The 19988-nt window shown below is 52.8% G+C and carries 18 protein-coding genes and 2 pseudogenes; 5 read left to right on the top strand and 15 right to left on the bottom strand.

Features of this window, described 5'->3' with window-relative positions; genetic code table 11:
• The 3 genes from CPT76_RS06885 to CPT76_RS41265 all read right to left on the bottom strand — a co-directional run.
• On the bottom strand, positions 1–282 hold a 282-nt coding region (locus CPT76_RS06885; protein ID WP_146116175.1), incomplete at its 3' end, for an aldose epimerase family protein.
• Between the two features lie 59 nt (positions 283–341).
• Positions 342–1967 (bottom strand): histidine kinase, encoded by a 1626-nt coding sequence (locus CPT76_RS06880; protein ID WP_308737537.1) that lies wholly within the window; start codon positions 1965–1967, stop codon positions 342–344.
• A gap of 29 nt (positions 1968–1996) precedes the next feature.
• On the bottom strand, positions 1997–2623 hold the full coding sequence (locus CPT76_RS41265; RefSeq protein ID WP_308737531.1) for a histidine kinase: 627 nt from the start codon (positions 2621–2623) through the stop codon (positions 1997–1999).
• Positions 2624–2904: 281 nt separating this feature from the next.
• Between CPT76_RS41265 and CPT76_RS06875 the strand changes: the two genes are divergently transcribed.
• Together CPT76_RS06875 and CPT76_RS06870 are read left to right on the top strand one after the other, a co-directional pair.
• Positions 2905–3492 (top strand): RNA polymerase sigma factor, encoded by a 588-nt coding sequence (locus tag CPT76_RS06875; protein ID WP_076171639.1) that lies wholly within the window; start codon positions 2905–2907, stop codon positions 3490–3492.
• The gene (locus tag CPT76_RS06870) at positions 3473–4285 is read left to right on the top strand and encodes a DUF4367 domain-containing protein (RefSeq protein WP_105442352.1); all 813 of its coding nucleotides are present in this window, start codon (positions 3473–3475) and stop codon (positions 4283–4285) included. The genes CPT76_RS06875 and CPT76_RS06870 overlap by 20 nt, the downstream gene beginning before the upstream one ends.
• A 78-nt stretch (positions 4286–4363) precedes the next feature.
• Here the strand turns inward: CPT76_RS06870 and CPT76_RS06865 are convergent, their stop codons facing one another.
• The 6 genes and pseudogenes from CPT76_RS06865 to CPT76_RS06840 all read right to left on the bottom strand — a co-directional run bounded on the left by CPT76_RS06865 (position 4364) and on the right by CPT76_RS06840 (position 10750).
• Positions 4364–4879, bottom strand: a complete 516-nt coding sequence (locus tag CPT76_RS06865) for a hypothetical protein (RefSeq protein WP_105442351.1) — start codon at positions 4877–4879, stop codon at positions 4364–4366.
• A gap of 178 nt (positions 4880–5057) precedes the next feature.
• A pseudogene (locus CPT76_RS06860) lies at positions 5058–6022 on the bottom strand (ABC transporter ATP-binding protein).
• The gene (locus CPT76_RS06855) at positions 6015–6998 is read right to left on the bottom strand and encodes an ABC transporter ATP-binding protein (protein WP_076171628.1); all 984 of its coding nucleotides are present in this window, start codon (positions 6996–6998) and stop codon (positions 6015–6017) included. The pseudogene CPT76_RS06860 and the gene CPT76_RS06855 overlap by 8 nt, the downstream one beginning before the upstream one ends.
• A 14-nt stretch (positions 6999–7012) precedes the next feature.
• Positions 7013–7942, bottom strand: a complete 930-nt coding sequence (gene opp4C / locus CPT76_RS06850; protein WP_105442349.1) for an oligopeptide ABC transporter permease — start codon at positions 7940–7942, stop codon at positions 7013–7015.
• A gap of 15 nt (positions 7943–7957) precedes the next feature.
• Positions 7958–8914 (bottom strand): ABC transporter permease, encoded by a 957-nt coding sequence (locus CPT76_RS06845; RefSeq protein ID WP_076171622.1) that lies wholly within the window; start codon positions 8912–8914, stop codon positions 7958–7960.
• An 81-nt stretch (positions 8915–8995) separates the two neighbouring features.
• Positions 8996–10750: an ABC transporter substrate-binding protein gene (locus tag CPT76_RS06840; protein WP_105442348.1), complete on the bottom strand. Its 1755-nt coding sequence runs from the start codon at positions 10748–10750 to the stop codon at positions 8996–8998.
• Positions 10751–11038: 288 nt separating this feature from the next.
• Here CPT76_RS06840 and CPT76_RS06835 point away from each other — a divergent pair, with 288 nt between their 5' ends.
• The gene (locus CPT76_RS06835) at positions 11039–11491 is read left to right on the top strand and encodes an SRPBCC family protein (RefSeq protein WP_105442347.1); all 453 of its coding nucleotides are present in this window, start codon (positions 11039–11041) and stop codon (positions 11489–11491) included.
• A 161-nt stretch (positions 11492–11652) separates the two neighbouring features.
• On the opposite strand, the gene CPT76_RS06830 is transcribed toward CPT76_RS06835, so the two are convergent.
• The 4 genes from CPT76_RS06830 to CPT76_RS06815 form a co-directional block, all read right to left on the bottom strand.
• Positions 11653–12570, bottom strand: a complete 918-nt coding sequence (locus CPT76_RS06830; RefSeq protein ID WP_258168157.1) for an ArsR/SmtB family transcription factor — start codon at positions 12568–12570, stop codon at positions 11653–11655.
• 288 nt (positions 12571–12858) lie between these two features.
• Entirely contained in the window at positions 12859–14166 is a 1308-nt protein-coding gene (locus CPT76_RS06825; RefSeq protein WP_105442346.1) for a hemolysin family protein, read from the bottom strand.
• Positions 14167–14513: 347 nt separating this feature from the next.
• The gene (gene gerQ, locus CPT76_RS06820) at positions 14514–15035 is read right to left on the bottom strand and encodes a spore coat protein GerQ (RefSeq protein ID WP_181152716.1); all 522 of its coding nucleotides are present in this window, start codon (positions 15033–15035) and stop codon (positions 14514–14516) included.
• A gap of 66 nt (positions 15036–15101) precedes the next feature.
• Positions 15102–15527, bottom strand: coding sequence for a cell wall hydrolase (locus CPT76_RS06815; RefSeq protein ID WP_076171610.1), 426 nt, complete (start codon positions 15525–15527; stop codon positions 15102–15104).
• Between the two features lie 244 nt (positions 15528–15771).
• On the opposite strand from CPT76_RS06815, the pseudogene CPT76_RS06805 reads away from it, so the two are divergent.
• Together CPT76_RS06805 and CPT76_RS06800 are read left to right on the top strand one after the other, a co-directional pair.
• A pseudogene (locus tag CPT76_RS06805) lies at positions 15772–16661 on the top strand (carbohydrate ABC transporter permease).
• A gap of 143 nt (positions 16662–16804) precedes the next feature.
• A complete protein-coding gene (locus tag CPT76_RS06800) occupies positions 16805–18184 on the top strand; it encodes an ABC transporter substrate-binding protein (RefSeq protein ID WP_105442342.1) in 1380 nt (459 codons plus the stop codon).
• A 151-nt stretch (positions 18185–18335) separates the two neighbouring features.
• Here the strand turns inward: CPT76_RS06800 and CPT76_RS06795 are convergent, their stop codons facing one another.
• Complete coding sequence (locus CPT76_RS06795) at positions 18336–18791, bottom strand: SRPBCC family protein (protein WP_105442341.1); 456 nt, start codon at positions 18789–18791, stop codon at positions 18336–18338.
• 172 nt (positions 18792–18963) lie between these two features.
• The gene (locus CPT76_RS37115; protein WP_181152715.1) at positions 18964–19431 is read right to left on the bottom strand and encodes a hypothetical protein; all 468 of its coding nucleotides are present in this window, start codon (positions 19429–19431) and stop codon (positions 18964–18966) included.
• Positions 19432–19988: the final 557 nt, after the last annotated feature.

Genomic DNA, 19988 nt, shown 5'->3' with positions numbered 1-19988 from the left:
GATTGGGAATTGGTAGACTTTGCCCTCCCATTCGAATTTACCGCCATCGTAACGGTTAGGCGGAAACAGTACCGGAATGCCGTAAACACCCGGATTTGCCTTGAAATCTTCCATTTCACCGGCTTCGGGTTCCCGCAAAAACTTGAAGTTTTGCTCGGTATCCCGGAATAAAATCAGATTGGCGCCGATCTCAGGCAGCACCGCCGCTTCGTATTTCCCATGCTTCAGCCAGATCGCCTTTTCCCCATTAAAATCGCCTTCAAATGCCGCAAATTGTGTCAACTTGTTCTCCTCCTGTTCATGATTAAAAGGAATGTTCTTCTAATATACCATTTGTGGCATTATACGAGAAGCACATCGATCCGGCTTGCCCCATGAATCAGCCGTTTAAGCATTCTTCGGCGTGCATATCTAGTGAAAATTCCTTCTTCTGGGCGTCCTAGAATCATCTGAGTAGCATGGATCTGTTCGGCCTGTCCCAGCACTTTGGCCGGCAGTCCTTTCCACCCGTCTGTTTCAAGAATGCCGAAATGCCCCTGCAGGCTTTCGGTCAGCCCCTGCCATCGCCCCAGGTCGCAATCCCGGCCTTCCATGCGGACGCAAGTCACGTGAAGCGCGGCCTTGAGGCGGTAAGCGATCCGGAATCCGCGCCGGATGAGGCGCTCGGCAGAGGTCCCGGGGAGGATACACACAAAGATCACCTCCTCCTTTCTCCAGGGTCCGCGAAGGGACATATTCCGCTGCCAGGACTCCAGCCGCTCGTCCACATCGTCGGCCAGTTCCCGGAGGGCAAGCTCCCTTAGCGCGATCAGGTTCCCCGTTCGGAAAAAGGAACCCAGCGCCTGATCGACCTTGTCCGCCGCATAAATTTTCCCTTCCCTCATCCGCTCCTGCAGCGATTGCGGCGTAACGTCAATCAGCTCCACTTCATCGGCCATTGACAGCAGCGTGTCCGGAACCGTCTCGGAGACCCGGATGCCCGCGATGCGCTCGACGGCATCGTTGAGGCTCTCCAAATGCTGAACATTCAAGGTTGTTATGACCGAAATCCCGTTCTCCAGCAGAAGCAAAATATCTTCATACCGTTTGCGAAAACGGCTGCCCGGCATGTTGGTGTGAGGCAGCTCATCGACGAGCACAAGCTCCGGGCTTCTTGCCAGCAGCGCCTCTGTATCCATTTCGTACAGCGTAGTGCCTTTATAGGAAACCTCCTTCGGTGGGATAACAGGCAAACTGCCGACCTGCGCCGCCGTCTCCGCGCGCCCATGCGTCTCGAGCCACCCGATAACCACATCCGTTCCCTTGGCCAATATGTCATTCCCCTCGCGAAGCATGGTGTACGTTTTGCCTACGCCCGGGGCCGCGCCGATATAAATTTTGAACCGGCCGCGCTCGATCCGCTTCACTTTATCGTTCATTTCCTCGCGGCTGAGACGGTGATACCCCTTCTCCTGCTTGTTTTGCGTTCGGCGGGCCGGCAGAATCCGCGGTTCCCCTTGCGCCGTGCGGTCGGCCACCCAGAACACGTCGATGCCATGCGCATGCTTCAGAATGCCGTTCGTTACCGAACCCTGCCATAGCTCCTGCCAGGGGCCTTTCCGGGAATGCCCCAGCACGATCCGAGTCACTTTTTTATCAAAAGCATACCGGATCAGCGACTTGGCAAACCGTCTTGGAGCCGACAAAGGCAGCTCCTCCAGCTTGGCGTCCGTCTTGTCCGCCATTTTGTGCAAAGAACGCTTAAATGCCTCTTGCTCGCGCGACAGTGACTGCTTGGGCCGCGTAAAGACTACGACGAGCAGTTCGCCGTTCAGGCGCTTTGCGATTTGCTGTCCGCGCCGTACATAGATCGAACCGTTCCAATGGTATTGCGCCGCCACCAGGATACGCTCCGAGGCACCGGAGGGACCGCTGATGCCCTCGTGCTCGCGGAACTTCTCCAGCGACTGATTCACATCATCGGCCATCAAGCGCAGCGCAAGCTCCCGAAGGAGGGTCAAATCCTTGCGGGTAAAGGACGCCCGTCCCGGATGCTCTGCAGATGGCCTTCGTTCAACCGGGAGATGAGCGTTTCCGGAGAAACGTCGATCAGCCGAACCTCGTCGGCCATACCCAGCGTCGTTAGCGGAACGGTTTCCCTGACCTCTACCCCGGTCCATTTGCGGGCAAGTTCATGAATGCCTTCAATTTCATACACATTGACGGTCGTGATGACGCTTATGCCGTGATTCAGCAGAAACTGGATATCTTCCAGCCGGGTTCGATGCTCGGCGTGCTTGCGGTTTCGATGAGCGAATCCGTCCACAAGCACAACTTCGGGATTTCGGCTTACAATGCCCGGCAGATTCAGATCCTTGTATTCCGTTTCTCCTTCATTCCAGTGGATGCTGGGCACCCTCTCCAGGTCTGCGAGCTGCTTTTTCGTTTCTGTACGCTGCAGCGTGGACACCGCGCATATGACGACGTCAATTCCCTGGGACTTCAGGGTTTGGCCCTCGCGGAGCATATGATAGGTTTTCCCGGAACCGGTCACCGCCCCGATGATGATTTTGAGCCGCCCCCGCCGCAGTCTATGGATTTCTTCAAGAATTTCTTCCGGCGATTTGCGTCTGTAATCCCCCATGGCTCAAACCCCTTCTGCACATTGTTGATATGTGGTGAATCTTACCTGTTCGCAGCCATTTTTGTAAAATCATTCACCGCCGTTTTTAGCTCACCCTGTATTGATATTGCCCGATCTAGCGTCTTTTTTGGAAGAAAAAGCGGCTATTTAAGCCTGATTCACCCTGTATCTTCCGTATCCGTTTCACATGAAAGAATAGGCTAAACTGGACATATCATGTAAAATGGGAAAGATGAGATAAAACAGACGAGAGACGGGCAAATGGGAAAGAGGGGAAAACCATGCCGAACATGATCCGGCTTCTTGTGTCTACGGATTACAACGATCTCAGCCGGGATTTACAGGAAGAAATCTATTATGAGTACTATGATTATGCCTACGGCATGATCATGTATATCGTGAAAAACCATTCCGTGGTGGAAGATATTATCCAGGATGCTTTCATTAAGATCATCAAAAGCAAACCCGTGTTTGAAAATGAAGCCAAGCTGAAAGCCTGGCTCAAAGTCGTGACGCGCAACACGACCATAAATTATTTACGAAAAAATAAAAAGTACCGTAACCAAGTCGATGTCGAAGGTGTCTTTATGTATAAAGAAGAGATTGCACAGCCGACGGTGTCAATCGAAAATACGGTAGAAACGAAGTTTATGGAAGAATCGATTATTCAGTATTTAAGGGAATTGAAACCGGAATACCGGGTTCTGGTCGAGTATCGCTGGCGAAAGGGCCTGTCATACCGGGAAATCGCCGATCTGCTTGAAGTTACCGAGGATGCCGTCAAACAACGTCTGTACCGGGCACGCGAAAGTATCAAGAAAATGCTCTTTAAGGAGTGGGGGGTAAAGGATGAAAAGCGAAAAATTTGAAGATTGGTTCGATTCCGCCTTCGAGAAGGCAGCCTCTTCAACTTCCTTGACGTCCGAAGATAGCAAGAAGGCATCTTGGAACAAGGTTCAAGCCCGGCTGAACGAAGTGAACCGTTCCCGCAGACGTAATCGGCACCTGCAGCTTGGCGGTGTGGTGGCCGCATCTTTCGTGGCCGGAGCGGTCATTTTCAGCTCCACAGCCGTGACTAAGGCAATTTCTCCGCTGATCGACTCCATTGTTGACTGGGGAGACGGCGTTAAGAATGTGGCTTTTCTCCAAGACGATCAGTCTGATACGGGAGGGATCGCGAAAACCCCTCCACCGCCAAATTATATGGACGGGGAGCCGGAACCGCCGCCATGGGATGGGAAAATCATTTCTTCGGAACAGGGTGTACCAACAACGCGCCCGCTCAGTGAAGTGCAGAAAGAATTGAGCTTTACCATTCCGGATTTTAGCGGCCGAATTCCGGAGCGTTATCATTTCAAGCAATCCACCGTCATAGCAAAAGATCTCGAAACAAAGAAATATAACGAAATTACCATGCTTTATACCGGGCCAAAGGAAGACGATAATCTGTTCATTACCGTGAGCCGAATTCTCCCGAATTCCAGCACAGGTTATTTCACGAACGGAGAACCTGTCAAGATCAAGCTCAAGAACGGTTATGAAGCCTATTATACCGAAAGCAACATGAATTCGCTGATCATGAAATATAATAAAGTGCAGCTTTACATCATAACCACGGCGAGTAAAGAGGAAATTCTCAACCTGGTTGAGCCGCTTCCCTAATGAATGATTTGTTGGCATCCCCCTATTCAGCGTGACCAGAAAGTGACCGCCCGCAGGCGGTCACTTTTATTTATTATCCTATTTGGCCAACACTTGTGGGGAATACGTGGTGGTCTGTTCGAAAGCAGATCCTTGATATACGGTATGGTAGGCTTTGGCGCGGTAATAATATCCCGTGATCACCGTACCGTTGTAATCCCCGGATATAGTGCTGTTTCGAGTGTCCAGGTACCGTCTCGTTTCCATATCGACCCATGCGGATCCGGTCCAGCGCTGCAGGGTTAGATCGAGACCAATCTTGTCAACGCTCTGTTTGGCGTAAGTGCTGGCCTTTAAAGCCACGGTTGTGCTATTGACGAGCGAGGCTGACGCATAGCAGTTGTTCAAGTATGTGAAAGACGCGAAGCTCGTGATGAAGTGTTCAGGAGGCGGAGGAGTGGTTAAGGCTCCCGGTTCTTTTACGGCGGCTGCGGAAATGTCCGCATCATCGGATCCGGCTGGTTCGGCACCCGCCCCGGTCGCGAGAAGCATACTGAGTACGGTAGTGGCGGCAATAATGGCTGGCAGTTTGTGGTTGATCCATTTCTTCGTCATGACTCTCACCTTTCCTTTAGGAAATATTGAATTTCACTACTATTAACGGCGGCCTCCTTTCAGAGGTTTCATCATTTTTTCATCATTTTCTTTGCTTTTTCTCACATTTTCATTAAAAGCACTAAAAAACCCCCGTTTCGATCGAAACGGGGGTTTCCCTTCCACTAACAAGGGGCAGTTACACTAGGTGACAGGCAACGAAGTGACCGCCGCCCACATCGCGGAACTCCGGCACTTCTTCTTTACAGCGGGCCACCGCAAACGGGCAGCGCGTATGGAACTTGCAGCCCGAAGGCGGATTGGAAGGGCTAGGAATGTCGCCCTTGAGCACGATGCGCTCCCGCTTCAGCTTCGGAATCGGAACCGGCACGGCTGACAGCAGCGCCTTCGTATACGGATGAAGCGGATTTTTAAACAGCTCATCCCGGGTCGCCGTTTCGACCATGGAGCCCAGGTACATGACGCCGATCCGCGTGCATAAATGCTCCACGACGCTGAGGTCGTGGGAAATGAACAAGTACGCAAGCCCGCGGGTTTCCTGCAGCTTGCGGAACAGGTTGATGATCTGTGCCTGGATGGATACATCCAGCGCCGAGACGGGCTCATCGGCAATAATGAGATCCGGATTAAGCACCAGTGCCCGGGCTATGCCGATCCGCTGCCGCTGACCGCCCGAAAATTCATGCGGGAACCGGTCGATATGATAAGAGGACAATCCGCAGGATTGGAGCACTTCCAGCACCCGGTCGCGAATCTCCGCTTTTGGCACCAGCCCGTGATCAAGCAGCGCTTCGCCGATGGCGTCCCCAACGCGGATCCGTGGGTTCAGGGAACTGTACGGATCCTGGAAGATCAGCTGCATGCTCGGCCGAAGCTTGCGCAGTTCCTCGGGAGGGAGGTCGTAAATATTGATGCCTTTAAACTTGACCTCCCCTGACGTCTTCTCGATCAGTCGGATGGCCGTGCGGCCAACCGTGCTTTTGCCGCTGCCGGACTCGCCGACCAGCCCGAACGTTTCACCCGGCCGGATCGTGATGCTGATATCGTCAACGGCCTTCACATGACCGACGGTGCGGTTCAGCAGGCCTTTGTGGATCGGAAAATATTTTTCAAATGGCTGATTTCAAGCAATGCATCAGACATGAACAACCGCCTCCTCATACAGCCAGCAAGCGGCTTTTTGCTGATCCGCAACTTCTTTAAGCGCAGGCTGCTTCGTTCTGCAAATGTCCATGCAGTGAGCGCAGCGGTCATGGAAATAGCACGATTCGGTCAGATCCAGCGGATTCGGCACCTGCCCCGGGATCGAATACAGCTCATCCTGCCGCTGGTTAATGATCGGCTTGGACTTCAGCAGCCCCTGCGTATACGGATGCTTCGGCGACTCGAACAGCTTCACCACTTCGCCTTCTTCCACGACTTTGCCGGCGTACATGACAACGACGTAATCCGCCATTTCGGCCACGACGCCCAGATCATGGGTGATCAGCATCATCGACATGTTCGACTTCTTTTTAAATTCGCGCAGCATATCCAGAATTTGAGCCTGGATGGTAACGTCCAGCGCCGTCGTCGGCTCATCGGCAATCAGCAGCTTCGGACCGCAGGAGATCGCAATCGCGATCATGATCCGCTGCAGCATACCGCCGCTCAGTTCATGCGGATAGGAATCGGCGATTTGCTCCGCCCGCGAGATCCCCACCTGCTCGATCAGTTCGATCGCACGGGCGCGGGCCTCCTTCTTGCTCAGCTTCTGGTGCACCATAAGCGGCTCCATAATCTGCTGCCCAATTTTCAGAACCGGGTTCAGCGAAGACATCGGCTCCTGAAAGATCATGGAGATGTCATTCCCGCGGATCGTACGCAGCTCGTTTTTGCTGAGCTTCAGCAGGTCCCGGCCGTCAAACTCAATGCTTCCGCCAACCACTTTACCTCCCGGTTCCTCAATCAGACCCATGATGGACATGGCGGTAACACTTTTACCGCAGCCCGACTCGCCGACGACACATACCGTTTCGCCTTCCCGGACGCGCAGGCTGACGTCATTTACGGCTTTGATCACGTTTTTGTCGCTGAAGAAATGCGTGCGCAGATGGTCGATTTTAATGAGATCTTTCATAGAACGCTGTTCACCTACCTCTTCTGTTTGGGATCCAGCACATCCCGGAGTCCGTCTCCAAATATGTTAATGGCAATTACCGTAATAAAAATAGAGAATCCTGGAGGAATCCACAGCCATGGATGCTCCTGAAAATCGATCAAATTGTTCGCCGCGTCGATCATATTCCCCCAAGTCGGTGTCGGTGGCATGACGCCGAGGCCGAAGAAGCTCAGCACCGACTCGCTGAGGATCGATCCGCCAATATTGAGCGTTGCAATGACGATCAGGAGCGGAACGATATTCGGCAGCAGATGGTTGAACAGCTTGCGGCGGTCGCGCAGACCGAGCACTACGGCAGCCTGCATGAATTCGCGTTCGCGAAGGCTGAGCATCTGCCCCCGGACCATCCGGGCAAGCCCCGGCCAGTTGACGAGGCCGAGCATCAGCATGACGATATACATGCGATAATTCGTCGGCACTTTCCACTCCGACAGCAGCGCGCCGAAAATAAACAGCAGCGGCAGTCCCGGAATCGTCAAGAGCAAATCAGCGATCCGCATAATGATTTGGTCCACGATCCCCCGATAGTAGCCGGCGATCGCGCCGAGCAGCGAACCGATAAACACGGACAGGAACATGGAAGCCAGACCTACCGTCAAGGAAATGCGGCCGGCCTGTAGCACCCGCGTAAGCACGTCACGCCCCAGGGCATCGGTCCCGAGCCAGTGCTTCATGCTTGGCGCTTTGTTCATCACATTCATATGAATTTTGTTATCGGCATAAGGCGAAAATACGGGCCCAAGAAAACAAGCGATAAACATGATGACCACGACGACAAGTCCGAAAATCGCCAGCTTGTTACGCAGCAGCCTCCGCATCGACTGTTTAAATAAGGAGGAAGACTTCGGCGTCGTTGTTGCAGCCGGAACGGCATCGGTCATTGGTGTACTGTTAATGGCCATAAGCGTCTCCCCTCCCTAATGCAGCCGCACGCGCGGATCGGCGATGTGATAGAGCACATCCGACAGCAGCGTGCCGATGACCGTCAGAATCGCCAGCAGCATCGTGAAGCCCATGAGCAGCGGATAGTCCCGCAGGCTGAAGGACTGCATGTACAGCTGGCCGATTCCCGGCCAGTTAAAGATTTTTTCAATAATAATCGATCCGCCGAACAAGGCCGGCAGTTCAAAGCCAACCAGGGTGATGGCCGGCAGCAGCGCATTGCGCAGAGCGTGTCTGAACAGCACTTTGTCTTCCTTCAGCCCTTTCGCCCGGGCCGTTCGGATATAATCCTGCTTGATGACGTCGATCATATTGCTGCGGAAATAGCGCGTCAGCGAGCCGACGCCAAGCAGCGTCATGACGATCACAGGCAGCGTCATATGATGGATGACTTCCTTAATATAAGCCCAGCCGGTCGCGTTGCTTCCCGTCGTTAACATCCCGCCCGGCGGCAGCCATTTCAGGTCGACGGCCAGAATCTTGATCAGGAACAAGCCGATGAAGAAGGAAGGGATCGACATGGCAGCGAAAATGGCCACCATCACGATCGTGTCGAACCACGAATACTGCTTATAAGCGGAAACGACCCCGATGATCACGGCGATGACCCAGGTCAAAAACGTGGATACGACCGCCAGCAGGAAAGAGTTCCAAATATACTGGTTAAACAGCTTCAGCACCGGCTGCTGCTGCGCCAGCGAGAAACCGAAATCTCCGTGAAATACGTTGTTCATCCATATGCCGTACCGTTCCAGCAGCGGCTTGCTCAGTCCGTAAATCTCCCTTAACTCCGCTTTACGTTCCGGGCTCAGCTTAATGTTGCTGCTGATGAAATCCCCCGGAGTCAGCGCGTAGAGGCTGAAGATCAAAAAGGATGCCGCAAACAGGATGACGATCATGTAAATGATACGCTTCGTCAAATAAGTGCCCATCATTCGCCTCCTAATTACATGGTCCCCCGCCGCAGAAGCGGCTGCTTCGCGGTCGGGGGACTCCATTGTGGGTCCTTCTGATTATTGTACCGGCTTCAGCGACCAGTCAGGCAAGCTGTTGGCAAGTCCGACGAACGGGCTGACCTTCAGGTTCTCGATACGGCCGTTGTAACCGTACACCGTCTTCTTGTAGTTCGTGAAGATGACCGGCAGCTCGTCGTTCAGCAGCTGGAACAGCTCTTTGTAGATGGCCTTGCGCTCTTCGATGTCGGAAGTCGCGAGCGCTTTGTCATAGAGCTCTTTGACCTTCGGATTGTCGTAGGCTTTGATCTCGCCGTCGATAAACTGCATGACGCCGTCCGACGGATCCTGCAGCAGCGGAGTCGAGAAGGATACGAGATCGTAATCCCCGCTCTCCACTTTGGACACGAGGGAGTTGAAGTCGGCGAACACTTCCGGCTGGAAGTCGACGCCGATCGCCTGGAAGTTCTCTTTAGCTACCGGAATAAAGATATCCGTCTGCTTGCTCTTCGAGCCCAGGTAGTGGATCGTCAGCTTCTTGCCGTCTTTCTCGCGGATGCCGCCTGCGCCCACTTTCCAGCCGGCTTCGTCCAGCAGCTGCTTGGCTTTTTCCGAATCAAATTTGTACGGGTTAATGCCGTCTTCGGTGTAAGCCCAGGAGATCGGCGGAGCCGGAATGTTGGCTACTGCACCGGCACCTTCGTTCGCGTCCACGTAGATGCTTTGACGGTCAAGGCCGTAAGCGATCGCTTGGCGTACCTTTTTATCCTTCAGCGCTTCGTGTTCCAGGTTGACCTGCAGGTAACCGTAGTTGCTGGCCGTGTAAGGCAAAATGTTGGTGAAGCCGAGGGACTTCAGCTTCTCGATATTTTCGGTTGTAGCCGGGAACGAAGTGTAGTCAATTTCTCCGGTCTCCAGGTACTGCCAAGCGTCGCCTTCGGACGTTTTATAAATGAAGTGCTCTGTTTTCGGCTTGCCTTTATAGTAGTTCTCATTGGCGACAAAACGGACTTCCTGGCCTGGAATGAATTTCTCCAGCTTGTATGGTCCGTTGCCGACCGGCGTTTGATGCAGGTTTTTGATGTAGCTCAGGTCACCGAACTTATAATCCTTGCCGTAGTATGCCTTGGACAAAATGTTCGAGCCGAGCGTGACGAGCGCCGTTGCGTTCGGCTTATCCAGCGTGACGGAAATCGTCTGCGGATCGACCACCTTGATGCCGGAGATGCTCTTTGCCTTGCCAGACTTGTAATCCTGCGCGCCCTGGATCGCGATCGTGCTCGGGATGATCGAATCGCCGTCATAGGACGGGTCGAACAGAATCGTCCACGTAAACGCGACATCGTCAGCCGTCATTGGCGAGCCGTCGCTGAATTTCAGATCCTTCCGCAGATGATATGTAATCGTCTTCTGATTTTCGGAAATGTCCCATTTCTCTGCAAGGTCCGGAACCGGCAATCCCTTATCGTCCACCGTCACCAGCGAACCGAACAGCAGGGAGTTAACGTTGCCGTCATAACCGCTCTGGGTAAAATAAGGTGTGAACGCACCGCTTGGGTCGGTCAGCGCCACGATAATCGTGTCGGTACGCTGCTTGGCCACATCGGGCAGTTTGGACAAGTCGGCTGCCGTATAAGGCTCGGTCAGTGCAGAGGTTCCTCCGGCATCGGAGGACGCCGCTGTATCTTTTGTACCCTGCTCCGTTTGAGCCGTTCCGCTGGATGAACCCCCGTCATCACTATTGTTCGAGCATGCCGTAACCAGCATTGATCCGACGATCAACAGCGAAGTTAGCAAGTACACTCCTTTTTTCATCATCATAACCTCCCGTTTTTACTCACCATTCCGATGAATTAAGTATGATTTATATTTGTAGATGATATCGTTATTATAGAAACCATTTCGAGTTCTGTAAATAGAGAACTAAAAGTTTTTTTCTGAAAGTTTGTCATATGCGTTTTCTGTAAGGGAAACAGCCCGTTTCAACGTAGAGGAGATGTCCCCAGTTTGTTCCCGTTTCGGCATGACTTCGGCCGTAAAAATATGCTAGGATAAGGTAAATCATAGATTCATTGACGACTGGCCAAAGGAGACTTCATTACAGTGACCATTAAACACGAAATATTCATTGAAAAAGAGCTGGATCTGGTATGGAGGGCTTGGACGGAAGAAGACCGCGTTAAGGCGTGGCTGGCTCCTGCAGCACGGATTGAACCATGGGAAGGCGGCAAATACGAGCTGTACCCTAACCCGAATGATCAAACACCGACCGGATGCAAACTGCTCAAATATGAGAAACCGCGGGTGCTGCAGTTTGAGTGGAAAGGACCTGAAATTTTTGCGGAGACGATGAATCTGGACGGGGATTTAACCATGGTGCAGGTCAATTTCAAACAGCTGGAGGACCTTACCCGCCTCAGCGTGATGCATATCGGATGGAAAAATACGCCGCAAGGCATGGCTGCAAGGCAGTGGCACGTCCGTACGTGGCTTCAGCTGCTGGACGAGCTCAAAGCGGCAATAGAGTCCAAAGATCATATACTTAGCCGGCCGTAAATGGTTAACGTACAAAAAGCCTGGTTCCGTAACATCTACGGCCAGGCTATTTTTTATAATTATATCTGCTCGCATCTGCTATAAGATCTGCTGCCGAATGACCCCTTCGTGTACTATGGTCCGGTCCCTCATGCTCTGCTGTTCCAATTGGTATCGAAGCGTCATCCTTCTTCTATGTACCCGAGCAGCCGCTCCTGCATCTGATGGATGGCCCGTTTTCTCAGGCTGTATTCGGTCAGGTTCTCCCCTTCAAAATGGGCGTAGATCAACCCGGCGGTGCGCAGCTTCGAGATGTGGTCATGGGTGATGCCTTTGGACAGTTGGACATGACTGACGATTTCCGTAAACGTCCGCGGTCCTCCATGCAGAAAGCGCAAAATTTTAAGCCTGCTTTTCTCGCCGAGACTGCGGATCATCCGCAGGTCATGGGTCGGAATATAATCATCGTCTCCCAAATAAATGCGGGAATTATAATGGCAGTAAATTTTCCGTCCATAATGAGTCACCATGTTGACCGGTTGAAAATGGTACTGTGGAATGAGCACCAGCTCGTCCGCGCTGTCCACCGGTTTGAACAGCATGCCGTTGGTCGTTTCGTCGACAAAATCCGCCCGGTCCGCGCCCGTCAGCTGCTGCAGCCGCTCCTCTTTCTCCCGTTCCAGCGCCTGCAGAATAGCCGGATCCACGTTTCGGAAGTACTGCTCGTACCACTGCTCAAACATCGACCGCGTCCGGGCCAGGAAAACCTCCAGATCCTCGTCCGGAAACTCATTGCCGTTCACAGTAAACAGCTGGACCAGGTCTTGAATCGTCAGTTTCTCCAGCCAGTCCAGGAATCCCTCGACGCCCCTGCCCTCTGGAACGAGGAGGCCCAGCAGGTATGCAAAGCTCCACCAGTCGCCATTCACGAGCATCTCGTCCAGCATGGCGGCAAATTCCGGCTTGAGCTGTTTCTTGGTGGCCGTTGCCCACGAAGGGGACAGATCGATCTTTTTGTAGGACGCCCGGCAAATATAGGTATGAAGGCTGTTCATAAATTCATGTACGGGCTCGAATTTTATGTCAATGCGGTAATCCAATCCTCGGTTCCCCCTCTCAAATTAGTAATCATTATAACGTGAATGCTCCGTGATGTTCCACTCCTTTAACGAATCACCGTGCGATAGTCCAAACGGCATTCGATCGAAATGCTGCCTTTTCAGCACATAATGGAACTCAATATAAGGATTTCTTATCGATTTACTAAGAAAAATTGAAGATCCAAGCTTTGAATATTAAAGAGCACAGCGCCGCAGCACTGTGCCCTTTAGAAAGCACCCGCCAATCCGCGGACTGCTCCCGTGAACTTCTCCCTATATGTTACAACTCTACGCGCCCGCTTCCTCGACCATGACCTCTGGCTTCAGGAGCTTAATCCTTGAAATGCGCTTATTATCCGTTTCTTCCACTATGAAAATGTGGCCGTCCAGTTCTGCCGACAGTCCTCGCTGCGGAGGAATCGCCTCGATGCGTGAGTACAGCCAGCCGCCGATCGTATCGTAATCGGATGTATCCAGCTCCAGACCAAAGCGTTCGTTAATTTCTTCAATCAGCATCAATCCGTCAATCGAATATTCGTCGTCGCGGATTTTCTCGATTCCCGGACGTTCCTCGTCGAATTCGTCCTGAATTTCACCGACGATCTCTTCCATAATGTCTTCCAGGGTAACCAGCCCGGATGTGCCTCCATATTCGTCAATCAGGATGGCGATCTGGGTTTTGCCCCGCTGCATCAGTTTCAGCAATGCGCTGATCTGGATGGATTCGGGCACAGTCAGGATCGGACGTATCAAAGTATTGTATTCAAGCGTTGTGGAATGTAATAAGTCTTTAATGTGCAGGAAGCCGATGATATGGTCCTTATCCCCGTCACAGACAGGGTACCGGGTGCGCATGCCTTCATAAGCGATCTCGAGATTCTCCTCCCGCGACAGCTGAGTATTCAGACAAATCATCTCCGTTCGGGGAATCATGATTTCCCGTCCGGTCGTTTCCGCAAATTCGAATATGTTATCAACCAGTGCCATTTCCGTATTGTCAATGAGTCCGTTTTTGTTGCTTTCTTTCATCAGAATGCGGATTTCTTCCTCTGTATGCGCCGAGTCCGACTCGGAAGCCGGGGCGACACGGAACACCCGCAGCAGGCTGCCTGCCAATCCGTTCAATACCCAAATGAACGGGTACATCAATTTGTTGAAATAGATCATGATGGCCGACGACATGAGCACGACCGATTCCGCCTTGCGGATGGCCATCGTCTTCGGCGCCAGTTCTCCAAGCACAATATGGAGAATCGTAATGAGCAGGAATGAAATGACAACCGCAATGCCGTGTACAGCTCCTTCCCCAAACCCTAGCGAATGAAGCAAAGGTCTGAGAAGCGTCGCGACCGCCGGTTCGCCGAGCCATCCAAGCCCCAGCGAAGCGAGCGTAATGCCCAGCTGGCATGCGGACAAATACGCATCCAAATTATTGACGATCTTGCGGGCATACACCGCGCCTCGTCGTCCTTCTTCCACCAAGGTCTCTACCCGGCTGCTCCGGACCTTGACCATGGCAAATTCAACCGATACAAAAAAACCGTTCAATAATACGAGTATAAAAACCCATATCAAACTCGGTAAGGGGTCTCCCAATCTGCTTCCTATTCACCGTCATCCTTGACCGGCAAATAGGTACACCTCCTTCGTAAGTTAAAATGGTGAACCACCGTTATCCACTGCTGCGAATAGGCCGTCAACTTCCCAATGGATTCATCTCCCTTCAAATAAACGAAATCTTTAGCTTAATTTATACACTATACTTAATTATATAATTATACACTACACAGTCAAACGGCAAGGTATGACTGCATCATTCAGGGACGGCCTGATATTTCAAGCAATCGAGCGGTTGCAAGGCTAAAAGAGCCGTCCCTTGTCAATTCAGACACCAGGGACGGCTTTTTCGTCATTTGCTATGGGTTTTATGGGCGAAATGCGGTTTAACGGGTTGTCGGCGGGTTGCCGATAACACCTGGATATTGATAGGTCAGCGGCTCGTCAAATGTGATGTAGTCCAGGTTGATCGTCAGCAAAATAATCCGTTTGCCTGTCGAACGTTCGCTGATGATGATGTGGTCACGGCCTGCCGCCTCGATGACGCCGGTGAATATTTTTGCATTCCACTGCGAGTTGTTTTCGTATGTCATGTAAAAGGTGCCCGTTTTGCCCAGATTCAGGCGAAGTATGTTCTCAACGTACGACTGCTCAAACTGCTGGGAAGGCGGTGCCTGGATGACAGCACCGGTCTGTGTCATCGGGCTGCCGCTGGTTACTGACGGCGGCACGATTCCCGTGGTTCCGGGCTGTCCCATCGGTCCCATCATTCCCTGGCCCATTTGCCCCATCATCCCCTGCTGGCCCATCGGACCCATCATTCCGTGCTGGCCCATCGGCCCCATGCCGGAGACCCCGGGATAACCTCCTCCAGAATACGTAACAGGTCGGAACGGTTGCGGTATCATTGTGTTTTGCATCCTCCTTTATATATGGCAAATTGGAAAACCATGTCCCATGTGCTGCTTGAAGGTCTATCCATAGACTCGTGGGCAATCCGCGGCGGTTGGGCTGAAGAAGCAGTGGGATTTAAAACGTCCGGTTTGTTGCTGGTTGAACCAGGTCGGCGGGCATTCTCCCGTCGGACGGAAGAACCACAGTGCATTGGATGCCGGCCAGGTTCTTTCGCCGTTAATCGACCGCCTTGCGAGCCTGATGTCGGCGTCTCTCGCTCTTTGATAGAAGTACCCTTTTTGCGTGGACTCAAACCCGCCGGGACTTTGAAACACCATATCCCGAATGCTGCGGATATTGTTGAAATCCAGGCAGTTGCCGAGCACCCGGTTCACCCCGACATTGCCGACCATCAGCATGCCCAGGTCTCCCTCAGATTCTGCTTCTGCTCTCATAAGCCGTGCCAGCAGCCTGGTTTGCTCCGAATTGGTTTTGATGACAGCCAAAGGTCCATCCTCCTTGCTTCGATGTTTTCCTCTACAGTGTATGTGCATCCGCCCAGTTGGTGACCAGAAAAATTGCGCTTCTTGTCCTTTCCTGCGGCTGATTTACAAGCATTTGACAAAGTTGTCCGTTTATCGGAAAAGCTTTACATTCGTCTGATTTCCCGTTAACAACGCCTCTCTATACTGGGTAAGGAAAGTCCACATCCTTATAAAGTGAGGTCGAACCAGGCTGATGGAAAAAGACATGACGCTACCAAATCCTCCCCGATCCCGCTCCCATGCCGGGGCCATCCGGTTGAATTCCCTGCGCGTTTCCCGCTGGAAGGAACGGCTGCTGGCCTATTGCTTCCTGGCTCCTTCCCTTATCGTTTTCGGTATCTTCCTGTTTTACCCCCTTGGTAAATCCGTCTACCTGAGCTTGTTTTTGACGGATCCGCAGGGCCGGATGCCGAATTCGTCGGAATCGACAATTTCAAGGCCATATTGAGCTCCGACCAGTTCTATAACAGCCTCTGGGTAACCGTAAAATACATCCTGTTCACCGTGCCGACCGGTGCGGCGGCCGCCCTGCTGCTTGCCGCCTTGTCCCACCNGAAGCTTAGAGGCATGAAGNTCTTCCGTTTCATCTTTTCNCTGCCTATGGCCGTCTCGGTCGGAACNGGCTCTGTCATCATGATTCCCAATTATTTGACTGTCCGCAGCTGGCATTGGGTCGATACGTATCAAGGCTTGATCGTTCCCTTTATCGCTTCGGCGTTCGGCACGTTCCTGCTCAGACAGTACTTTTTGCAGCTGCCGAAAGAACTGTTCGAGGCGGCAAAAATGGACGGCTGCGGCCATCTCCGCATCTTTTCCCGGTTGGTGCTGCCTTTGTCGGCGCCGGCCCTGGCGACCCTTGCCGTCTATTCCTTTCTGACGAATTGGAGCAATTATTTGTGGCCCCTGCTCATTACAAACAAGGAAAGCATGCGGACCGTACAGATCGGCATCGGCATGCTGCAGTTTGAGGAGGTCACCGCCTGGAACGTCGTCATGGCCGGCATCGTGGTGCTTCTGCTGCCATCTCTCCTGCTCCTGATCATCGGTCTGAAGCCGTTGGTGCGGGGAATTACGGCAGGTGCGCTCAAAGGCTGATAACATTAGCCAAACGTCTATCGACGCACATTCAGTCCATTTACACTCAGAACCGGATCGTTGTTATAAGCCGGTTGGCGTTCCGGCCGGCTTATAATTTCCGATATAAATTAACGATTTCAAAAAGGGAGAGATTGTTGAAGATGAAACCATTCGGCAAGAAATCACTCGCCATGATGCTGCTGTCCTGCATGATGCTGATTACGGCGGCATGCGGAACATCCAGCGGCGGCCAAGCTTCCGGGGAAGATACGGCAAATGCCGCGGCTTCCGCTTCCGGCGACAGCAGCCCTGTAAAGGTGGTCTGGTGGCATTCCATGAGCGGGGATGTGGGAAAAGCGGCGCAGCAGCTGGTGGATGAATTTAACGCTTCTCATAAAGATATCGTCGTTCAGGCGGAATACCAGGGGACGTACGACGAGAGCCTGAACAAGCTCAAAGCTTCGCTCGGCTCGGACAGCGGTCCTTCCCTGATTCAGGTGTACGAGATCGGAAGCCGCTTCATGATCGACACCAAGTCGATTACACCCGTACAGCAGTTCATTGATGCGGACCAATTCGACACTTCCAGCCTCGAACCGAACATTTTGAACTATTACAAATTTGACAACAAGCTGTACTCTATGCCGTTTAACACGTCCAACCCGATTCTGTACTACAACAAAGACGCGTTCAAAGCAGCCGGACTGGACCCTGAGAAGCCGCCGGCCACGTACGCCGAAGTGGCGGAAGCGGCGAAGAAGCTGACCAAGCAGGGACAAGCCGGTGGTTCCTTCGCGATCTACGGCTGGTTTATGGAGCAGCTGCTGGCCAATCAGGGCGCAGAGCTCCTCAACAACGGCAACGGCAGAACGAGTATGGCCACCGCCTCGCAGCTGAACAGTGACGCGGCCGTCAAGACGCTCGATTGGTGGAAGCAAATGGTGGACGACAAGTCGCTCTTGAACCTCGGTCGCAAGACGGATGATACGTCCAAAGCCTTTGCCGCCGGTCAAATCGCCATGACGCTTGATTCCACAGCTTCGCTGCGCAGCATCGTTAAGGCTGCTGGTGACAAGTTTGAAGTCGGCACCGCCTTCCTGCCGAAGCCGGACGCCGCAACGAAAGGCGGAGTCATTGTCGGCGGGGCGAGCAACTGGATCTTGAACAATCGGCCGGAAGCCGAACAAAAAGCAGCCTGGGAGTTCATCAAATTCCTGGCCGAGCCGAAATCTCAAGCGGAATGGCATATCAATACCGGTTACTTCCCGATCACGACCAAAGCTTATGACGAACAGAACGTGAAAGACAACATGAAGCAGTACCCGCAGTTCCAGACGGCCGTAGATCAGCTGCACCAAACCGAACCAAGCCTCGCTACCCAAGGCGCGGTGATGGGTGTGTTCCCCGAAGCGCGCCAGCTGACGGAAACGGCGATCGAGGAAGTGCTTAACAACAAAAAAACGTCCAAGCAGGCATTGGATGATGCCGCCAAGGAAATTACGAGCAAGATCGAGGAATATAACAAAACGGTTGGCCATTAAGGTCAACTAATAGCTTGACCCTTTAGCATGACCCTCTTATGTTGGCGAAGACAGCGCTAATATCAGCATCAAACAGGAAAAGCCGGAAGTTCTCTTCTCGAGAACCCCGGCTTTCGTTTTGTCTTTTGAAGGAATTAGTGTCCGCAAGCCGTTATAGGGAGATCGGCGGCATCGTCTTGCCTGTTTCCAAAAAGGTTTTGAGATTGCTGAGAATCGCCGGCCAGCCATTGTTATACCCTTCAAAGGTTCGTTCTTCATCAACAAAGTCGCTGTCCAGCAAGTTCTCGTGCCGGAGGATCATCTTCACGACCGAACCCATGGGCTGCAGCTCGAAGGTGACGACGCCCGGGCTGTTCCGGGGTGTGTTGTCCCCTTTATAGGTCCAAGTAAAAGACAGCTGTCTGGGCGCTTCGCAGGTCAGCACCTCGCCATAATCGGTTACCTCGCCGCCTCGCAGATAGTTCACGGCTGATCCGACTGTCCACTCGGATTCCACGCGTGTTCCGAAAAAGTATTTTTCGGTCAGGTCGCCATCAGTCAACGCTTGCCAAAGGTTCTCGGGCGTCGCAGCAATATAGGTGACATAAACAAAGGAGCGCTTGCCCATTCGGTTTATTTCCTCCCTCTTCTCATGGATTTCGGAGCTTGTATCATCATAGACAGCAGACATAGGCAAGTCAAGTAAAGCCACTGCGGGATAGCCATGCAGCAAAAAGCCCCGTTCCCAATGATTTGGAAAACGGGGCTTTCCTATGATGCATAGACACGGATAACCGTAATTAATCGCCAACGACCGACGAGTTCGTCAAGGCATCCACTTCGGCTGAAATCCCTTCGGCCAAACGGCGGATGGCTTCTCGGTCGACCGCCTGGTCATAAATTCGCAGAACGGGCTCCTGAACTTCTCTGATTGTGGCCAGCAGGGCGATCGCTTCCTTCATCGAGCGGGAATAGCGGCCGCGAATTTCGGCGATCTGATCCTCAAACCGTTCGTCGGTTCCCGCCGTAATCGCCAGCTCGTAAACATCGAGAATTTCGTCGCCCTCACGGCTCGGAAAATGCTCATGGGGCGCCGTGCTGTCAAAGATCGCCAGGCTCTGCTGCGGAAAAATAATCATGTCCAGGCTGTTCGGATCAAAGCCGCAGTGATAAATTTCCGTGTCGACCCCTCGCTCCTCCGCCGCCTTGGAGACGGCTGCGATCCCGTTCGTTCCTCCGCCGTATCGCGGAATGCCATCAGGGATCAAAATCCATCTTGTCGATCATCCACTTGCTGATGGATTCATCCGTNCCGGGGACCTTGTATTTGTCCAGCCAAACGGCCAAATCCATGCTGGCCTGCAGATTCGAATCCTTTTTGATTTCCTGGACAAAAGCGCTCAAATTCCCTGTCCATTCCTCAAGGAGGTGGTCCGGATCCTTTCTCCATTCCGGCAGCACGTACGGCTCGATATCTAGATGGATACCGTGGAAACGCTCGTCCCCTGCCACCTCCTGGTTATATTTCTTCACATAATTCACCAGTTTCATCATCTTCGGCCGGCTCTCCGTCAGTGCCCAAATCGGGTGACCGCCCATGGCGTGAACTTCGATGCCAGCCGCCGAGGCTTCCTTCACAAACGAACGATACGCTTCGACCGGCTGTTGAAGGTCCAGGCGGACGAACAGCCAGTTCAGCTTCTTCTCCTTGGCAAATTCGATAATTTCCTGGCCATGTTCCATGACCTGATTGGCTTCCCATCGTAGGTCGCCGCGCACCTGCCTTATCCCTGTCAACCGGNTCCGGGTCGCACTTGGCCGTCCG

Origin of the sequence: Paenibacillus sp. AR247, from assembly GCF_002968895.1 — a bacterium.
GTDB classification, from domain to species: domain Bacteria; phylum Bacillota; class Bacilli; order Paenibacillales; family Paenibacillaceae; genus Paenibacillus_AQ; species Paenibacillus_AQ favisporus.
This window is presented reverse-complemented; position numbering and strand designations above follow the sequence as displayed.